The organism is Pseudomonas sp. Irchel s3h14, assembly GCF_900187425.1.
Taxonomy (GTDB): Bacteria; Pseudomonadota; Gammaproteobacteria; order Pseudomonadales; family Pseudomonadaceae; genus Aquipseudomonas.
On the sequence record NZ_FYDJ01000021.1, the window covers coordinates 50,667 to 67,828 of the forward strand.

A 17,162-nucleotide genomic window follows, 5' to 3' on the forward strand; every position below is an offset into this window, starting at 1 on the left:
CATGGAAAAACCGCACTGCCATCACGGCGTGCGGTTTTTTCTTTAGGCCTGATGCAAAGTCGTCGTCATTTGAAAAAGGAGAGTGCTGTGTCGCGTAGACGCGTCGTAGTCACCGGTATGGGTATGTTGTCGCCACTGGGCACGGATGTGCCGAGCAGTTGGCAGGGCATTCTGGCTGGCCGCAGTGGCATTGGTCTGATCGAACACACCGACCTTTCTGCCTATTCCACCCGTTTTGGCGGCTCGGTAAAGGGCTTCAATGTCGAGGAATACCTGTCGGTCAAGGAAGCTCGCAAGCTCGACCTGTTCATTCAATACGGTCTTGCCGCAGGTTTTCAGGCAGTTCGTAACGCCGGTCTGGAAGTCACCGACGCCAACCGTGAGCGCATCGGCGTGGCCATGGGTTCGGGTATTGGCGGACTGACCAATATCGAAGAAACCAGCCGCACACTGCATGATTCCGGCCCACGACGGATCTCTCCGTTTTTCGTGCCAGGCTCGATCATCAATATGATTTCCGGTTTCCTGTCCATCCATCTGGGCGCACAGGGACCTAACTACGCCATCGCCACTGCGTGTACCACCGGTACGCACTGCATCGGCATGGCGGCACGCAACATCATGTACGACGAAGCCGACGTGATGATTGCCGGCGGCGCTGAAATGGCGGCTTGCGGTCTGGGCATGGGCGGCTTCGGAGCCTCCCGCGCACTGTCGACCCGCAACGACGAACCGACCCGCGCCAGCCGTCCATGGGACAAGGGCCGTGATGGCTTCGTGCTGTCCGACGGTGCCGGCGCTCTGGTTCTGGAAGAACTGGAACACGCCAAGGCCCGTGGTGCGACGATCTACGCCGAGCTGATCGGCTTTGGCACCAGTGGCGATGCCTACCACATGACTTCGCCTCCGGCCGATGGTGCGGGTGCTGCACGTTGCATTACCAATGCGCTGCGCGATGCCAAGATCAATGGCGATCAGGTTCAGTACGTCAATGCTCACGGCACCTCGACGTCGGCCGGCGACCTTGCCGAAGCCTGTGCGATCAAGTCGGTGTTCGGCGATCACGCTTACAAGCTGGCGGTCAGTTCGACCAAGTCCATGACCGGTCACCTGTTGGGTGCGGCGGGCGCGGTCGAGGCGATCTTCAGTGTGCTGGCGATCAACAGCCAGGTAGCGCCGCCGACCATCAACCTTGATGAGCCGGACGAAGGTTGCGACCTCGATTTCGTACCGCATACCGCGCGCAATATGGATATCGATGTGGTGTTGTCCAACTCCTTCGGGTTTGGCGGCACCAACGGCTCGCTGGTGTTCCGCCGGTTCGCTGACTGATGGACAGCTGGGTCGACGGTCAGCCGGCTGACGCTTTGTCGCTGAAGGATCGCGGCCTGGCTTACGGTGATGGTCTGTTCGAGACCATCGCTGTGCGCAACGGCACTCCGGTGCTGCTGGATCGGCATCTGGTGCGTTTGGTCAAGGGTTGCCAGCGGTTGGCAATTAATCTCGACCATGCGGCTGTGTGCACTGAGTTACTGACCTATGCCCAAGCGTTGGGCGAAGGTGTGCTCAAACTCATCATCACGCGTGGCGAAAGCGCGCGCGGCTATGCGCCCGATCCTTCGGCTCAGGCGCGCCGCATCATGCTGGGCAACCCTCCTGCGGTTTATCCTGCTGCCCATGCGGAGCAGGGCGTTCGCCTGTTCCCCTGTGCGACGCGGCTTTCCAAACAGCCTCTGCTCGCCGGACTCAAACACCTGAACCGTCTTGAGCAGGTCATCGCCCGCTCCGAATGGCAAGACACCGATCATGCCGAAGGCTTGATGCTCGATCAGGCCGGGCGCGTCATTGAAGGCGTGTTCAGCAATCTGTTCCTGATCCGCGATGGCGTGTTGATCACGGCTGATTTGAAACGCTGCGGCGTGGCCGGCGTGATGCGTGCCGAATTATTGTTTCAAGCCGAGTCATTGGGGATCCCCACGCAAATCACCGACATCACCCTCGATCAGCTGCAATGGGCTGATGAAGTCTTTGTCTGCAACAGCGTGTATGGCGTTTGGCCGGTGCGCGCCTATGCCGCACTAAGCTGGCCGGTTGGTCCGCTCACCCGTAAACTCCAAACCATTGCCCGCGCGCTACTGGATGCTTGATACGTGAGACGTAAATTCTTGCTGCTGCTGGAAACCGGATTGGTTCTGGCAGGGCTGTGTCTGGGCGCTTCCGCCTGGAAAATCCATTCGGCGCTGGAACAGCCGCTGAACATCACTCAGGAAGAGCTGCTGGAAGTGCCCAAAGGAACGACACCGACCCGCACCTTCTATCGACTCGAAGCCGATGGCGTCATCAAGGATGCTTTCTGGCTGCGTGTGTATTGGCGCTTCAATCTCGCCAAACAACCGTTGCACAAGGGCGAGTACCGCATGCAGCCCGGCATGACCGTCGAAGGCCTGATTGACCTGTGGAAACGCGGGGAAATGGTTCAGTACAGCCTGACCCTGGTCGAAGGCTGGAATTTTCATCAGGTCCGCGCTGCTCTGGCCAAGGATGAAAAACTCGAAAAGACCCTCAACGGTTTGAGTGATAGCGAGGTGATGGACAAACTCGGCCACACCGGGATTTTTCCGGAAGGGCGATTTTTCCCTGACACCTATCGCTTCGTGCGCGGCATGACCGATGTCGAGCTGCTGAAAAAAGCCTACGACCGCCTCGACGAAGTCCTGGCCAAGGAGTGGAGCCAGCGCGCCGCTGACGTGCCGTACACCGAACCCTATCAGGCGCTGATCATGGCCTCGTTGGTGGAGAAGGAAACCGGCGTGCCGCAGGAGCGCGGGCAAATCGCTGGCGTATTTGTACGGCGCATGGAAATGGGCATGTTGTTGCAAACGGATCCGACCGTGATCTATGGCCTCGGTGATCGTTACAACGGCAAATTGACTCGCGCCCACCTCAAGGAAGCGACGCCGTACAACACCTACATGATTTCGGGACTGCCGCCGACCCCGATCGCCATGGTCGGCCGCGAAGCGATTCATGCAGCGTTGAATCCGGTGGCTGGCAATAGCCTCTATTTCGTGGCTCGTGGTGATGGCAGTCACGTGTTCTCCGATGATCTGGACGCGCACAATAACGCTGTGCGTGAGTTCCAGATCAAGCGCCGTGCCGACTACCGCTCCAGCCCCGCGCCGACCACGGCGCCAGAGGCGACGGATGAGCAGGCACCGATCCCGGCTGCTTCGCCCGACACCGCCTCCGAGGCTTTGCCGCAAGTGCCGCCGCAAGAGCCTGCTCAGGCGGCGTCACCAGAGCCGCAAGCGCCTGACCCGTCGCCATCACCGGAGCCGGCGCAAGAACCCGCTCAAGAACCCGCAGCCGCACCCGCGCCCGAACCGGATGCAACCGCGCCGCAAAGCCCGCAATGACTCTGACTAAGGACTGCCTGTGACTGGCTTGTTTATTACCCTGGAAGGCCCGGAAGGGGCCGGCAAGAGCACCAATCGCGAATACCTGGCCGAGCGCCTGCGCGCCGCGGGTATCGAGGTCGTGCTGACTCGCGAACCAGGCGGCACGCCGTTGGCCGAGCGGATTCGCGAAGTGCTGCTGGCGCCGGTTGACGAAGTCATGAACCCCGACACCGAGTTGCTGTTGGTGTTCGCCGCGCGAGCCCAGCATCTGGCCGAGGTGATTCGCCCGGCACTGGCCCGCGGTGCGGTGGTCCTGTGTGATCGCTTTACCGATTCGACCTATGCCTATCAGGGTGGCGGCCGCGGCCTGTCGCTGGAGCGCATCGCGACCCTGGAAGCCTTCGTCCAGGGCGATCTGCGCCCGGACCTGACGTTGATTTTCGATCTGCCGGTGGAAGTGGGCCTGGCCCGCGCCAGTGCTCGTGGTCGTCTTGATCGTTTCGAACTCGAAGGCCGAACCTTTTTTGATGCGGTGCGCAGTGCTTTCCTCAAGCGTGCTGAAGCGGATCCTGCGCGTTATGTCCTGGTCGATGCCGCCCAGCCGTTGGCGCAGGTTCAGCAGGCACTGGATGCCTTGCTGCCGCGCCTGCTGGAGTTGACCCGTGGCTGAAGCCTATCCGTGGCAGGACAGTCTCTGGCAGCATTTGGCCGGTCGCAAGCAACATGCCCACGCCTATCTGCTGCATGGCCCGGCCGGAATCGGCAAGCGTGCACTGGCCGAGCGTTTGATGGCGAGTTTGTTGTGCCAGCGTCCGAGCGCCGCCCATGATGCTTGCGGCGAATGCAAATCCTGTCTGTTGCTCAAGGCCGGCAGTCACCCTGACAACTACATTCTGGAACCGGAAGAAGCCGATAAGGCGATCAAGGTCGATCAGGTTCGTGATCTGGTCAGCTTCGTGGTTCAGACCGCGCAGATGGGCGGCCGCAAAGTGGTGCTGATCGAGCCGGTCGAGTCGATGAACATCAACGCCGCCAACGCCTTGCTCAAAAGCCTGGAAGAACCTTCCGGCGATACCGTTTTGCTGTTGGTCAGCCACCAGACCAGTCGTCTGTTGCCGACCATCAAGAGCCGCTGCGTGCAGCAGGCTTGTCCATTGCCGAGCGAAGCCATGAGTCTGGCGTGGCTGGCGAAAGCCTTGCCGGACTGCTCGGAAGAAGAGCGTGTCGAGTTGCTGACCCTGGCCGCCGGTTCGCCACTGGCCGCTGTCAACTTGCAGGCCCAGGGCGTGCGTGAGCAGCGGGCGCTGGTGGTCGATGGCGTGAAGAAGTTGCTCAAGCAGCAACAGTCACCGACGCAACTGGCCGAAGGCTGGAATGCGATTCCGCTGTTGCTGTTGTTCGACTGGTTCTGCGACTGGTCGAGCCTGATCCTGCGCTATCAACTGACTCAGGACGAAGAAGGCCTGGGACTGACGGACATGCGCAAGGTGATTCAGTACCTGGCGCAGAAAGCCGGCCAGGACAAAGTCCTGAATATCCAGGACTGGATCCTCGCCCAGCGCCAGAAAGTGATGAGCAAAGCCAACCTCAATCGGGTGTTGTTGCTGGAGGCGCTGTTGGTGCAATGGGTGGGTTTGCCTACCCAGAAGTGATCGTCTGTGCCTAGACTCTGAGCATCAGCAACGGAGGTCAGCATGAATGAACTCGTCAATCCGGGGCCGCGCAACGGCATTTTGTCCCTGACGATCAAGGACAAGTCCGTGCTTTACGCGGCCTACATGCCGTTCATCAAGAACGGTGGCCTGTTTATCCCGACCAACAAGAGCTACAAGTTGGGCGATGAGGTATTCATGCTGCTGAACCTGATGGACGAGCCGGAGAAGATTCCGGTCGCCGGCAAGGTCACCTGGATCACCCCCAAAGGTGCGCAGGGCAACCGGGCCGCCGGGGTCGGCGTACAATTCAACGATGGCGACAATACCGCGCGCAGTCGAATCGAAACCCATCTGGCCGGAGCCCTGAAGTCCGACCGTCCCACTCATACGATGTAAGTTGCAGCCCTTTTATGCTCGTAGATTCCCATTGCCACCTTGATCGCCTCGACCTCGCCGCCCACGACGGCTCACTGGATGCTGCACTTGATGCGGCCCGTCTGCGCGGTGTGGGGCACTTTCTGTGTATCGGCGTCAGCGTCGAGAATGCCGCAGACGTCAAAGCCCTGGCCGAACGTTACGACGACGTCGACTGTTCGGTTGGCGTGCATCCGCTGGACGTGCAACCGGGCGCCGCGCCAGCATTGGATTGGCTGTTACGCGAGCTCAACCACCCGCGTGTGGTGGCGATCGGTGAAACGGGCCTGGATTATCACTACGAGCCGGAAGCAGCGGAGTTGCAGCAGGAGTCGTTTCGCCTGCATCTGCAAGCGGCGCAGCAGACGGGTAAACCGGTGATCATTCATACCCGTGGTGCCCGCGCCGATACGTTGAACCTCCTGCGTGAAGCGGCGCTGCCCCAGGCTGGCGTGCTGCATTGTTTCACTGAAGACTGGGACATGGCCAAAGCGGCGCTGGATATGGGGTATTACATTTCCTTGTCCGGGATTGTCACTTTCCGCAATGCCGACGCTCTGCGTGACGTAGCCAGTAAAGTGCCGGCTGACCGATTGCTGGTGGAAACCGACTCGCCTTACCTGGCGCCGATCCCTCATCGCGGCAAGCCGAACCTGCCGCAGTACGTGCGCGACGTAGCGGAATTTCTGGCAATGTTGCGAGGTGAGCCCTACGAGCGGTTTGCCGAGCAAACCACCGAGAACTTCAAGCGACTGTTTCCGCTGGCGCATGTGAAAGGTTAAATCGCAGGCAAAAAAAACCCGGGTTCTGGGGGGTGAATCCGGGTTAAGACCATTAGGAGTAAAACAAAGGCACGCGGTCCGTTGGTACCTATATCGGCGCAACACTTGGGGGAGATGTCCCGCCGACAGTTGAAGTATTGATCAGTATTGCGCCGAGTCCAGTTTACTGGTCGCGGTTTTTAAACAAATTTGGAATACGGGCGCTTCGGTTGAGTTCTCATTAATCTGCGAGACTGCCGGAATTCATCAAGAAACACATATATGGTCGGATGATCCGTGCATTTTTGCGCAAGTTAGGCATAATACGCGGCTTCGAATTTTGACCCCTACAGACCTTTTCTTATGCATAAAGAACCTCGTAAGGTCCGTGAGTTTCGTCGCCGCGAGCAAGAAATTCTCGATACCGCGCTCAAGCTGTTCCTCGATCAAGGTGAAGACAGTGTCACCGTCGAGATGATTGCTGATGCCGTCGGTATCGGCAAAGGCACGATCTACAAGCACTTCAAATCCAAGGCCGAGATCTATCTGCGCCTGATGCTCGATTACGAGCGCGATTTGAACGAGCTGTTGCATTCGGCCGATGTCGACAAGGACAAGGAAGCCCTGTCCCGGGCCTACTTCGAATTCCGCATGCGCGACCCTCAACGCTATCGGTTGTTCGATCGCCTGGAAGAAAAGGTGGTCAAGGGCAATCAGGTGCCGGAGATGGTCGAGGAGCTGCACAAGATCCGCGCCTCGAACTTCGAACGCCTGACCCAGCTGATCAAGGGCCGGATCAGCGAAGGCAAACTTGAAGACGTTCCACCTTACTTCCATTACTGCGCATCCTGGGCGCTGGTGCACGGCGCCGTGGCGCTGTATCACTCGCCGTTCTGGAGCAATGTGCTGGAAGATCAGGAAGGCTTCTTCCAGTTCCTGATGGACATCGGCGTGCGCATGGGCAACAAGCGCAAGCGCGATACCGACACCCCGAGCAGCTGAACCATTCAGTTGCCTTATTGCGCCATTATTTCGCTACGTGGCGCAGTACCGCAGGAATATACTCAGGCATAGGACTTGCTAAAACTTGATTTGTGAGTCAAGTTTTAGCGGTCCGAATATTCTTCCGCCGGAGTAGTCCATGATCGTTGACCGTCAAGGCAGGCGTTTTCGCAATTTGCGAATCAGTCTGACTTCAGCCTGCAATTACGCTTGTACCTACTGCGTGCCCAACGGCAAGCGGTTGGTGGCTGCGCAGGATGAATTGTCGGCCGAGGCCATGGCGCGTGGCGTGGCCTATCTGATTGAAGCGGCGGGCATCGAGCGCTTGCGCATCACCGGCGGCGAGCCGCTGGTCAGCCCCAAACTCGAAACCTTCATGACCGCCGTCGGACAGATGGGCCTGGCGGACATCAGCCTCACCACCAACGGTCAACTGCTGGCGAAGAAGCTGCCACTGCTGGTGGATGCCGGCATTCGTCGCATCAACGTTTCCCTCGATACCCTGGATGCGAGCGCCTTTCGCAGCATTGCCCGTGGCGGCGATCTGGCGACGGTGCTCGACGGTATGGATCAAGCCAGCGCCGCCGGCCTGAAGATCAAGGTCAATATGGTGCCGCTGCGTGGGCAGAACCTCGATCAGGTGATGCCGCTACTCGATTACTGTCTGGAGCGCGGCTATGAGCTTCGCTTCATCGAGTTGATGCGCATGGGCCACCTGGCCAGCGACTCCAATGCTTTCCTGCAACAGTTTGTCAGCCTGCAGCAGTTGCTCAGCCTGATCGGCGAGCGCTACGAATACCTTCAGGCCGATGCGCCGGTAGACGCCACCGCCGTGCGTTACCAGATTCCGGGGCAGGGCTACTTCGGCGTTATCGCCAACGAAAGCGTTCCTTTCTGCCGCACCTGTTCGCGGCTGCGTCTGTCCTCTACGGGCTGGCTGCATGGCTGCCTGTCGTCGAGCAACCGCCACTATGTCGGCGACCTGCTGGACAAGCCCCGTCATCAAGCGTTGCCCGCCTTGCAGAGACTCCTGGTGAAAGCCTTGGGCGATAAGCAGGAAGTGGCGTTTTCCGGTGGCGCGACCGTGATGAAAATCATCGGCGGCTAAACTCTGTTCCTGTCACACCGAGCTGGCGCGGAAGCTGCATCCAATGGCCATTCGCCGGTTTTCCGTCACCGGCCTCTGGAGGGTAGGATGCGTAGCCTGGTTTTGCTGCTGGCCGTTTTGGCGCTTGGTGGCTGCATGAATGTCAGCGATCTGGCTGAAGGGACTCGCTACCACATGAGCGACGTGGGGTTGCTCGACCATAGCGACAGCCGTCGTGTGAATAACCTGCGCATTCAACCGGACTCATTCGTCTATATCGCCCAGGGCGCCTTTGTGCCGCCAGGCAGTACTGTCTACCCACGACCTAACGTGATCGCCGAAGTCGCCTTCGATGGCTTTGTCGAATACTTCCCTATGGTCCGCCGCGCCCGTGCCCCGGAAGGTCTTGATCAAGCCATGGGTGAAGCCCGTGCCGCCGGTGCCCATTACCTGCTCTATACCCGGTTCGCCAAGTCTGATGACCGTATCGGCAACTTGGACGAATGGCTCGATCAGGAAGCCCTGGATCGCCTCGGTATCGACGGTGGCGTGATTCAAATCATGTTGATCGAGACCAGCACCCAGTATTTGATTGATACTGCACGTATCAAGGGTCGTGGCGGTTTACTGACGTTCCACGACAAAAAGCCAGAAGACCTGATGGGCCCGCCGCTGGAACAATACGCGCGCAGCCTGCTGGGGCTCAGCGACCAGTAATTCAAAAGGAGAACGCCATGAGTGGCCCGCAAAAAGCCAACGATCTGTTGGGGCAAATCCCCAAAACCAAAGGCTTGCCGCCGGTCCACCTGTGGAACCCCGATTTCTGCGGCGACATCGACATGCGTATCGCTCGTGACGGCACCTGGTATTACTTGGGTACGCCAATCGGGCGCAAGCCGATGGTCAAGCTGTTCTCCACCATCATTCGCCGCGATGGTGACGATTACTTCCTCATTACCCCGGTCGAGAAGGTCGGCATCAAGGTCGACGATGCGCCCTTCGTGGCGATTGCCGTGGAGGTCGAAGGCGAAGGTGAAACCCAGGTCCTGCGCTTCACCACCAATGTTGACGAGACCGCCGAGGCCGGCACCGAACACCCCATGCGCGTGGTGATCGACCCGGTCACGCAGGAGCCTGCGCCCTATGTGCATGTGCGCACCAACCTCGAAGCCCTGATCCACCGCAACGTGTTCTACCAACTGGTGGAACTGGCCGTCACCCGCGAGATCGACGGGCAGCGCTGGTTAGGCGTGTGGAGCGCTGGCGAGTTCTTTCCCATCGGGCTTGAGCCCTAATTCGCCGAGTTGCTGTGTTCTGGAAAATGGCCCGCTATTCAAGAGGGCCATTTTTTTTTGCCTACAAACCTTTGTCCTTTAGCCGAGCAGCATGTTCAAGATAGAGGTGGACCGGGCTTACGTTCCAACTCGTGATCCCGGCCATTTGATTGACTGCGTCGAAATGGTCCATCGGGTAATCCGAACGAATGACTTTGCCCAGGTGCGAGCTGTACTGTCCGACCAGCCCATCGTTGGCGTGTTTCTCTTTATAAAACAACTTCGACAGCACAATACAGTTCAAGTGGGACGGATCGAGAGGTTGCAGGCTTTGAAAGTTTTGCAGGATCCCGCTCCAGGAGTAGTAGTACACGCCGTTTTCAATTTCGTTGCCTTCCCCACCCCAATGTTCCGGTAGCCCTTGCGGGTACTTCTTGTTGAAGGCTGCCAAACCTGCGCTGGTCAGGGATTCGAAAGCCGCTTGAGGGTCCTGAGGGTTTTCCGGATGGTCGCTGATCAACGAAATGAAGGTGCCGACTGCTTTGAACAGGGCGAGTACGAGCACTTCGGGCAACTCACCCGGCGTCAGCGCCTTATGCAATTGGTCGGCAATCTCGGAGCCATGATTGGGACAGCTGACAGAAGTGACTGACGCGACCTTTTCCGGGTGTAACGCCGCTACGTAACGAGCAGCCAATGGACCTTGGCTGTGGCCGATCAGATTGACCTTGGCGGCCCCCGTCTCCTGCAAAATACGGTTGACGTGTTCGAGCAGTTTTTTACCGCGCTCCTCGTTTCCGTTAACGGCTGGAATGTTAACGGCAAACACCTTGGCCCCAGCATGTTCCAAGGCTTCCTTGATCTCGAAGAAGTAGGGATAACCGGCAATTTTGTCGAAGCCAAAAAGACCGTGGACCAAAACAATCGGGTATTGCGTAGACGCATCCATGTTCATGCTTATACCTGTCGATAGCGGACTTTAGTTGCGCTTGATCTGTCGCGGCTAACCGTAGGTCACAAAGCGGGTTCGTTCAAATCGCCCCATCTGCCGTCAGACAGAAATATCAAATTGACACCAAATCATATGATGATTAGCGTGGACACCCATCGCGAACGGCTTTGTGCCGTCCCTGTATCGAGGTGTCCATGTCCAGCAGTTTTCATGCGTCGACGGTCGATTGGCTGGGTTGCTGGATCGCCACGGGGCAGGTCAAACCGGGTGAGACGCTCAAGGTCGAAGCCGACCTGGGCGAGCAGCTCGGTGTCAGCCGCACCGTTATCCGCGAAGCCATCAAAACCCTGGTCGCCAAGGGCATGCTCGAAGTCGGGCCGAAGGTCGGCACGCGGGTGTTGCCGGTGCGCCGCTGGAACCTCTTCGATCCGCAAGTCGTAGGCTGGCTGTCACGCAGCGGCTTGCCGGAAAACTTCGTCGACGACTTGCTCGACCTGCGCCGCACCATCGAACCCATGGCCGTACGCTGGGCTTGTGAGCGCGCTACCGTCGAGCAGGTTCACGCCATCCTCCAGGCCTACAACGCATTGGAGCGGGCAGTGGACAGCGGCGTCGATTACAACCGCGCCGACCAGTTCTTCCACGAGTGCATCCTCGCTGCCAGCCACAATCAATTTATCGAACAAATGGTCCCGGCCCTCGGCGCGCTGCTGGCGGTGTCGTTCGAGGTGTCCGCCGCCGACCCGGACGAATTGCGCCGCACGCTACCGATTCACAAAGACATGGCCGAGGCCATCGCCGCCCGGGATGCCGCGCGGGGTGTCTGGGCCTGCATGACCCTGATCGATAACGCCGACCTGGCCATCAAGCGCTTCTACCCGCAAGTCATGGCCGACAAAAAGGCCAGCTGACAACAATAAGAAAGCAGGAGGTTTCATGACGTGGACTGCGGTTACCGAACACCGGGCACGACTGGGTGAAGGCCCGTTCTGGGACGCACCGACCCAGGCGCTGTACTGGGTTGATATCGCCGGTCAACAGGCGCTACGGCTGATTGGTGCCAACGTGCAGATCTGGCAAATGCCCGAGCATGTGTCTGCCTTCATCCCCTGCGAAAGCGGCGATGCGCTGGTGACGTTGAACAGCGGCGTGTATCGACTCGATCTGGATTCCCCCGGCCTGGAGCCTCGACTGACTTTGCTCTGCGTCGCCGATCCACAACCCGGCAATCGCGCCAATGAAGCCCGCTGCGATGCTCAAGGCCGGCTCTGGCTCGGCACCATGCAGAACAACATCGGCGAACAGGGCGAAGAGGTGCCCATTGTGCGGCGTTCCGGTGGCCTGTTTCGCATCGATCGCGATGCTCGGGTCACGCCGTTGCTTCGCGTGTTGGGCATCCCCAACACGTTGCTGTGGAGCGAAGACGCAACCACCGTGTATTTCGCCGACAGCCTCGACAACACGCTCTACCAATACTTCATCCGCACCGACGGCAACCTCGACCCGGCCCGGGTCTGGTTCGGACCGCATGAACGCGGCGGCCCTGATGGCTCGGCGATGGATGCCGAAGGTTACCTCTGGAACGCCCGCTGGGACGGTAGTTGTCTGCTCAGACTGACCCCGGACGGGCAGGTTGATCGCGTGATCGAACTGCCAATCAGCCGCCCCACCAGTTGCGTATTCGGCGGTGAAGACCTGAAAACCCTGTACATCACCAGCGCCGCGAGCCCGCTCAACCATCCGTTGGACGGCGCGTTGCTGTCGATTCGAGTCGATGTGCCCGGAAAAACCTGTACTCGGTTTGCCGGATAAATCCCAAAATATGGGATGTAAAATTATATATTGAGATTATTTGGCGGTCGGGTTTATAGTCGGCTCCATCAGTTACACGCACTCACACTTAAAAAAACAAAACAGGTGAAGTGATGCAGCTATTTTCCAAAAAGCCTTTTGACCGGACATCGACAGATGCCCGGTTTTTGTCGTGCCTTCGAAAAGGAGTCTTGATCCATGGCTGAACCTCTTTCCTTGCCACCGGTGCCCGAACCGCCGAAGGGTGAGCGCCTGAAAAACAAGGTCGTGCTGCTGACCGGTGCTGCTCAGGGTATTGGCGAGGCGATTGTCGCGACCTTCGCTTCCCAGCAGGCCAAGCTGATCATCAGCGATATCCAGGGAGAGAAAGTCGAAAAAGTCGCGGCGTACTGGCGGGACAAAGGCTTCGACGTTCAGGCAATCAAGGCTGACGTTTCCAACCAGCAAGACCTGCACGCCATGGCCAGACTGGCGATCGATCTGCACGGTCGGATCGATGTGCTGGTCAACTGCGCCGGGGTCAACGTGTTCCGCGATCCGCTGGAAATGACCGAGGAAGACTGGCGTCGCTGCTTCGCTATCGACCTGGACGGTGCCTGGTATGGCTGCAAAGCGGTGCTGCCGCAGATGATCGAGCAGGGCATCGGCAGCATTATCAACATCGCCTCGACCCATTCCACTCATATCATTCCCGGCTGCTTCCCGTACCCGGTGGCCAAACATGGCCTGCTCGGACTGACCCGCGCTTTGGGCATCGAGTACGCGCCGAAGGGCATTCGCGTTAACGCTATCGCGCCGGGTTACATCGAAACCCAGCTGAACGTTGATTACTGGAACGGTTTTGCCGACCCGCATGCCGAACGTCAGCGCGCTTTCGATCTGCATCCGCCACGTCGCATCGGCCAGCCAATCGAAGTCGCCATGACCGCTGTTTTCCTGGCCAGCGATGAAGCGCCGTTCATCAATGCCTCATGCATCACCATCGATGGCGGTCGCTCGGTCATGTACCACGACTGAGTCAATCGGATTTCAGGCGCAGAACTACGTCTGAAATCCAATCATCATACGATATGACTATTAGCTGCACAGTTTGATTGGCTTTCAAATAACGCTCAAAAAAAATAACAAGGAGTCAGCTTATGAATCGTCATCGTGGGATCCGTTCCCTGTGCTGTGCCGCTTTGGCGGTCACCGCGGTCAGCCTGAGCAGTTCGTTGCTGGCGGCCGAGGAAGTGAAAATCGGTTTTCTGGTCAAGCAGGCGGAAGAGCCCTGGTTCCAGACTGAATGGGCATTTGCCGAAAAGGCCGGGAAAGAGAAGGGCTTCACGGTCATTAAGATCGCCGTGCCGGACGGCGAGAAAACCCTCTCGGCCATCGACAGCCTCGCCGCCAACGGTGCCAAGGGCTTCGTGATCTGTCCGCCAGACGTGTCCCTCGGCCCGGCGATCATGGCCAAGGCCAAGCTCAACGGATTGAAAGTCATCGCCGTCGATGACCGCTTCGTTGATGCCAGCGGCAAGTTCATGGAAGACGTTCCGTACCTCGGCATGGCCGCGTTCGAAGTCGGCCAGAAGCAGGGCAGCGCCATGGCCACCGAAGCGAAGAAACGTGGCTGGGACTGGAAAGACACCTACGCGGTGATCAACACCTTCAACGAACTCGACACTGGCAAGAAACGCACCGACGGTTCGGTGAAAGCGCTGGAAGACGCCGGCATGCCGAAAGACCACATCCTGTTCTCGGCACTGAAAACCCTCGACGTACCGGGCAGCATGGACGCCACCAACTCGGCGCTGGTGAAACTGCCGAGCGCGGCGAAAAACCTGATCATCGGCGGCATGAACGACAACACCGTGCTGGGCGGCGTGCGCGCCACCGAGAGCGCCGGTTTTGCCGCGGCCAATGTGATCGGCGTCGGCATCAACGGCACCGATGCCATCGGCGAATTGAAGAAGGCCAACAGCGGTTTCTTCGGCTCGATGCTGCCGAGCCCGCACATCGAGGGCTACAACACCGCCAGCATGATGTACGAGTGGGTCACCACCGGCAAAGAACCGCCGAAGTACACCGCGATGGACGACGTGACGCTGATCACTCGCGAGAACTTCAAGCAGGAACTGGAAAAGATCGGCCTCTGGAACTGAGGCACGGTTGATTTCATCGGTGGCCCTGGCGACGGGGCTGCCTGATCTGTGTGAAGAGGTGGGTTATGCACGCGCAATCAAAAACACAACAACACACTGCCGGCGGCAGCTTGCGCTTCAACGGGATCGGCAAGACCTTTCCCGGGGTGAAGGCACTGGATGGCATCAGCTTCGTCGCCCATCCGGGGCAGGTTCACGCCTTGATGGGCGAGAACGGCGCCGGCAAATCGACCCTGCTGAAAATCCTCGGCGGGGCTTACACCCCGAGCAGCGGCGACCTGCAGATCGGCGAGCAGAAGAGGGTCTTCAAGTCCACCGCCGACAGCATCGGCAGTGGCGTCGCAGTGATCCATCAGGAGCTGCACCTGGTCCCGGAAATGACCGTGGCAGAGAACCTGTTCCTCGGACATCTGCCGGCCAGTTTCGGCCTGATCAATCGTGGCGCGTTGCGGCAACAGGCATTGGCCTGCCTCAAAGGCCTGGCCGATGAAATCGATCCGCAAGAGAAAGTAGGGCGCCTGTCCCTCGGTCAGCGGCAACTGGTGGAAATCGCCAAGGCCTTGTCCCGTGGCGCGCATGTGATCGCGTTTGACGAACCGACCAGCAGCCTCTCGGCGCGGGAGATTGATCGTTTGATGGCGATCATCGGTCGCCTGCGGGACGAAGGCAAAGTGGTGCTTTACGTCTCCCACCGCATGGAAGAAGTGTTCCGCATTTGCAACGCGGTGACGGTGTTCAAGGACGGTCGCTTTGTGCGCACTTTCGAGGATATGAGCGAGCTGACTCATGATCAGTTGGTGACCTGCATGGTCGGTCGCGATATTCAGGACATCTACGATTACCGCCACCGTCAGCGTGGCGCGGTGGCGCTCAAGGTCGACGGTTTGCTGGGGCCGGGTTTGCGTGAGCCGGTGAGTTTCGAGGTGCACAAAGGCGAGATTCTCGGGCTGTTCGGTTTGGTCGGCGCCGGTCGCACGGAGCTGTTCCGCATGCTCAGCGGGCTTGAGCGCAACACCGCCGGACGCCTGGAATTACGCGGTCATGAACTGAAGTTGCGTTCACCCCGCGATGCGATTGCTGCCGGGATTCTGCTGTGCCCCGAGGACCGCAAGAAAGAGGGCATCCTGCCGCTCGCCAGCGTGGCCGAGAACATCAACATCAGCGCCCGCGGCGCCCATTCCACCTTCGGCTGCCTGTTGCGTGGCCTGTGGGAGAAGGACAACGCCGACAAGCAGATCAAAGCGCTGAAAGTGAAGACGCCCAACGCGGCGCAGAAAATCATGTACCTGTCCGGCGGCAATCAGCAGAAGGCCATTCTCGGTCGGTGGCTGTCGATGCCGATGAAAGTCCTGCTGCTCGACGAACCGACTCGCGGCATCGACATCGGTGCCAAAGCCGAGATCTACCAGATCATTCACAACCTGGCCGCCAGCGGCATTGCGGTGATCGTGGTCTCCAGCGACCTGATGGAAGTGATGGGTATTTCCGACCGCATCCTGGTGCTCTGCGAAGGTGCGATGCGCGGCGAGTTGTCTCGCGCAGAGGCCAATGAATCCAACCTGCTGCAACTGGCTTTGCCGCGCCAACGCGCTGACGGCGTGGCGAACTGAGAGGTGACTATGACAATCCAAAACAACGCTTTGCCCACCCAGCGCAAACCTCTGGACCTGCGGCGCTTTCTCGATGACTGGGTGATGCTGCTGGCGGCCGTCGGGATCTTCGTGCTTTGCACCTTGCTGATCGATAACTTTCTTTCGCCATTGAACATGCGCGGCCTGGGCCTGGCGATTTCGACGACGGGGATTGCCGCTTGCACCATGTTGTATTGCCTGGCATCCGGGCATTTCGATTTGTCGGTGGGCTCGGTGATTGCCTGCGCCGGCGTGGTCGCCGCGGTGGTGATGCGCGACACCGACAGCGTGTTTCTCGGTGTGGTGGCGGCGCTGTTCATGGGGCTGATCGTCGGGTTGATCAACGGCATCGTGATCGCCAAGCTGCGGGTCAATGCGTTGATTACCACGCTGGCGACCATGCAGATCGTTCGTGGCTTGGCTTACATCTTCGCCAACGGCAAAGCGGTGGGCGTGTCGCAAGAGCAGTTCTTCGTTTTCGGTAACGGCCAGTTGTTGGGTGTGCCGGTGCCGATCCTGATCACCATCGTTTGCTTCCTGTTTTTCGGCTGGTTGCTGAATTACACCACCTACGGGCGCAACACCATGGCCATTGGCGGTAACCAGGAGGCGGCGCTGCTGGCCGGGGTGAACGTTGACCGGACCAAGATCATTATCTTTGCCGTGCACGGGTTGATCGGGGCGTTGGCCGGGGTGATTCTGGCGTCGCGCATGACGTCCGGACAGCCGATGATTGGCCAGGGTTTTGAGCTGACGGTGATTTCTGCCTGTGTGTTGGGCGGGGTGTCGTTGAGCGGCGGGATCGGCATGATTCGGCATGTGATTGCCGGGGTGTTGATTCTGGCGATCATCGAGAATGCGATGAACCTGAAGAACATCGATACGTTTTACCAGTATGTGATTCGCGGTTCGATTTTGCTGCTGGCCGTCGTCATCGACCGACTCAAACAACGCTAACTCCCCCGCTAACTGATCGTTCCCACGCAGAGCGTGGGAACGATCATTGACCGCATAGCGGTCCTCCTTCCGTCA

At 59.0% G+C, this 17,162-nt stretch carries 18 protein-coding genes; 17 read left to right on the forward strand and 1 reads right to left on the reverse strand.

Features of this window, described 5'->3' with window-relative positions; translation table 11 throughout:
* Nucleotides 1-87: 87 nt before the first annotated feature.
* The 11 genes from fabF to CKW16_RS26705 all read left to right on the forward strand — a co-directional run bounded on the left by fabF (nt 88) and on the right by CKW16_RS26705 (nt 9,612).
* Nucleotides 88-1,332, forward strand: coding sequence for a beta-ketoacyl-ACP synthase II (fabF, locus tag CKW16_RS26655; RefSeq protein WP_095132060.1), 1,245 nt, complete (start codon nt 88-90; stop codon nt 1,330-1,332).
* On the forward strand, nt 1,332-2,147 hold the full coding sequence (pabC, locus tag CKW16_RS26660) for an aminodeoxychorismate lyase (protein WP_095132062.1): 816 nt from the start codon (nt 1,332-1,334) through the stop codon (nt 2,145-2,147). The genes fabF and pabC overlap by 1 nt, the downstream gene beginning before the upstream one ends.
* Before the next feature lie 3 nt (nt 2,148-2,150).
* Entirely contained in the window at nt 2,151-3,416 is a 1,266-nt protein-coding gene (gene mltG, locus CKW16_RS26665) for an endolytic transglycosylase MltG (RefSeq protein ID WP_095132063.1), read from the forward strand.
* A 19-nt stretch (nt 3,417-3,435) separates the two neighbouring features.
* Entirely contained in the window at nt 3,436-4,068 is a 633-nt protein-coding gene (gene tmk, locus CKW16_RS26670; RefSeq protein WP_046049079.1) for a dTMP kinase, read from the forward strand.
* The gene (locus CKW16_RS26675) at nt 4,061-5,050 is read left to right on the forward strand and encodes a DNA polymerase III subunit delta' (protein WP_033056957.1); all 990 of its coding nucleotides are present in this window, start codon (nt 4,061-4,063) and stop codon (nt 5,048-5,050) included. Before tmk ends, CKW16_RS26675 begins: the two co-directional genes overlap by 8 nt.
* Before the next feature lie 42 nt (nt 5,051-5,092).
* The gene (locus tag CKW16_RS26680; RefSeq protein ID WP_033056958.1) at nt 5,093-5,449 is read left to right on the forward strand and encodes a PilZ domain-containing protein; all 357 of its coding nucleotides are present in this window, start codon (nt 5,093-5,095) and stop codon (nt 5,447-5,449) included.
* 14 nt (nt 5,450-5,463) lie between these two features.
* Complete coding sequence (locus tag CKW16_RS26685) at nt 5,464-6,249, forward strand: TatD family hydrolase (protein WP_033056960.1); 786 nt, start codon at nt 5,464-5,466, stop codon at nt 6,247-6,249.
* 342 nt (nt 6,250-6,591) lie between these two features.
* Entirely contained in the window at nt 6,592-7,230 is a 639-nt protein-coding gene (locus CKW16_RS26690) for a TetR/AcrR family transcriptional regulator (RefSeq protein ID WP_095132065.1), read from the forward strand.
* 139 nt (nt 7,231-7,369) lie between these two features.
* Nucleotides 7,370-8,338: a GTP 3',8-cyclase MoaA gene (locus CKW16_RS26695; RefSeq protein ID WP_033056961.1), complete on the forward strand. Its 969-nt coding sequence runs from the start codon at nt 7,370-7,372 to the stop codon at nt 8,336-8,338.
* 87 nt (nt 8,339-8,425) lie between these two features.
* Nucleotides 8,426-9,034 carry a DUF4823 domain-containing protein gene (locus CKW16_RS26700; protein ID WP_095132067.1) on the forward strand — a complete coding sequence of 203 codons (609 nt, stop codon included), beginning with the start codon at nt 8,426-8,428 and terminating at the stop codon, nt 9,032-9,034.
* 17 nt (nt 9,035-9,051) lie between these two features.
* Nucleotides 9,052-9,612 (forward strand): DUF1285 domain-containing protein, encoded by a 561-nt coding sequence (locus CKW16_RS26705; protein ID WP_046049085.1) that lies wholly within the window; start codon nt 9,052-9,054, stop codon nt 9,610-9,612.
* Between the two features lie 61 nt (nt 9,613-9,673).
* Here the strand turns inward: CKW16_RS26705 and CKW16_RS26710 are convergent, their stop codons facing one another.
* Nucleotides 9,674-10,546, reverse strand: coding sequence for a triacylglycerol lipase (locus tag CKW16_RS26710; RefSeq protein WP_095132069.1), 873 nt, complete (start codon nt 10,544-10,546; stop codon nt 9,674-9,676).
* Nucleotides 10,547-10,737: 191 nt separating this feature from the next.
* On the opposite strand from CKW16_RS26710, the gene CKW16_RS26715 reads away from it, so the two are divergent.
* From CKW16_RS26715 to araH, 6 genes are all read left to right on the forward strand, one after another.
* Nucleotides 10,738-11,454, forward strand: coding sequence for a FadR/GntR family transcriptional regulator (locus CKW16_RS26715; RefSeq protein WP_046049087.1), 717 nt, complete (start codon nt 10,738-10,740; stop codon nt 11,452-11,454).
* Between the two features lie 25 nt (nt 11,455-11,479).
* Nucleotides 11,480-12,355 carry an SMP-30/gluconolactonase/LRE family protein gene (locus CKW16_RS26720; RefSeq protein ID WP_095132071.1) on the forward strand — a complete coding sequence of 292 codons (876 nt, stop codon included), beginning with the start codon at nt 11,480-11,482 and terminating at the stop codon, nt 12,353-12,355.
* Between the two features lie 198 nt (nt 12,356-12,553).
* Nucleotides 12,554-13,372, forward strand: a complete 819-nt coding sequence (locus CKW16_RS26725; protein WP_095132073.1) for an SDR family oxidoreductase — start codon at nt 12,554-12,556, stop codon at nt 13,370-13,372.
* A gap of 122 nt (nt 13,373-13,494) precedes the next feature.
* The gene (locus tag CKW16_RS26730; protein ID WP_095132075.1) at nt 13,495-14,499 is read left to right on the forward strand and encodes a substrate-binding domain-containing protein; all 1,005 of its coding nucleotides are present in this window, start codon (nt 13,495-13,497) and stop codon (nt 14,497-14,499) included.
* Between the two features lie 65 nt (nt 14,500-14,564).
* Complete coding sequence (gene araG, locus CKW16_RS26735; RefSeq protein WP_095132076.1) at nt 14,565-16,109, forward strand: L-arabinose ABC transporter ATP-binding protein AraG; 1,545 nt, start codon at nt 14,565-14,567, stop codon at nt 16,107-16,109.
* A 9-nt stretch (nt 16,110-16,118) separates the two neighbouring features.
* Nucleotides 16,119-17,087 (forward strand): L-arabinose ABC transporter permease AraH, encoded by a 969-nt coding sequence (gene araH, locus CKW16_RS26740; RefSeq protein WP_033056977.1) that lies wholly within the window; start codon nt 16,119-16,121, stop codon nt 17,085-17,087.
* Nucleotides 17,088-17,162 lie beyond the last annotated feature (75 nt).

Coding starts and splice junctions, on each gene's coding strand:
- pabC (WP_095132062.1), top strand. CDS start 1,332: ATGGACAGCTGGGTCGACGGTCAGCCGGCTGACGCTTTGTCGCTGAAG.
- CKW16_RS26680 (WP_033056958.1), top strand. CDS start 5,093: ATGAATGAACTCGTCAATCCGGGGCCGCGCAACGGCATTTTGTCCCTG.
- CKW16_RS26685 (WP_033056960.1), top strand. CDS start 5,464: ATGCTCGTAGATTCCCATTGCCACCTTGATCGCCTCGACCTCGCCGCC.
- CKW16_RS26690 (WP_095132065.1), top strand. CDS start 6,592: ATGCATAAAGAACCTCGTAAGGTCCGTGAGTTTCGTCGCCGCGAGCAA.
- CKW16_RS26695 (WP_033056961.1), top strand. CDS start 7,370: ATGATCGTTGACCGTCAAGGCAGGCGTTTTCGCAATTTGCGAATCAGT.
- CKW16_RS26700 (WP_095132067.1), top strand. CDS start 8,426: ATGCGTAGCCTGGTTTTGCTGCTGGCCGTTTTGGCGCTTGGTGGCTGC.
- CKW16_RS26705 (WP_046049085.1), top strand. CDS start 9,052: ATGAGTGGCCCGCAAAAAGCCAACGATCTGTTGGGGCAAATCCCCAAA.
- CKW16_RS26710 (WP_095132069.1), bottom strand. CDS start 10,546: ATGAACATGGATGCGTCTACGCAATACCCGATTGTTTTGGTCCACGGT.
- CKW16_RS26715 (WP_046049087.1), top strand. CDS start 10,738: ATGTCCAGCAGTTTTCATGCGTCGACGGTCGATTGGCTGGGTTGCTGG.
- CKW16_RS26720 (WP_095132071.1), top strand. CDS start 11,480: ATGACGTGGACTGCGGTTACCGAACACCGGGCACGACTGGGTGAAGGC.
- CKW16_RS26725 (WP_095132073.1), top strand. CDS start 12,554: ATGGCTGAACCTCTTTCCTTGCCACCGGTGCCCGAACCGCCGAAGGGT.
- CKW16_RS26730 (WP_095132075.1), top strand. CDS start 13,495: ATGAATCGTCATCGTGGGATCCGTTCCCTGTGCTGTGCCGCTTTGGCG.
- araG (WP_095132076.1), top strand. CDS start 14,565: ATGCACGCGCAATCAAAAACACAACAACACACTGCCGGCGGCAGCTTG.
- araH (WP_033056977.1), top strand. CDS start 16,119: ATGACAATCCAAAACAACGCTTTGCCCACCCAGCGCAAACCTCTGGAC.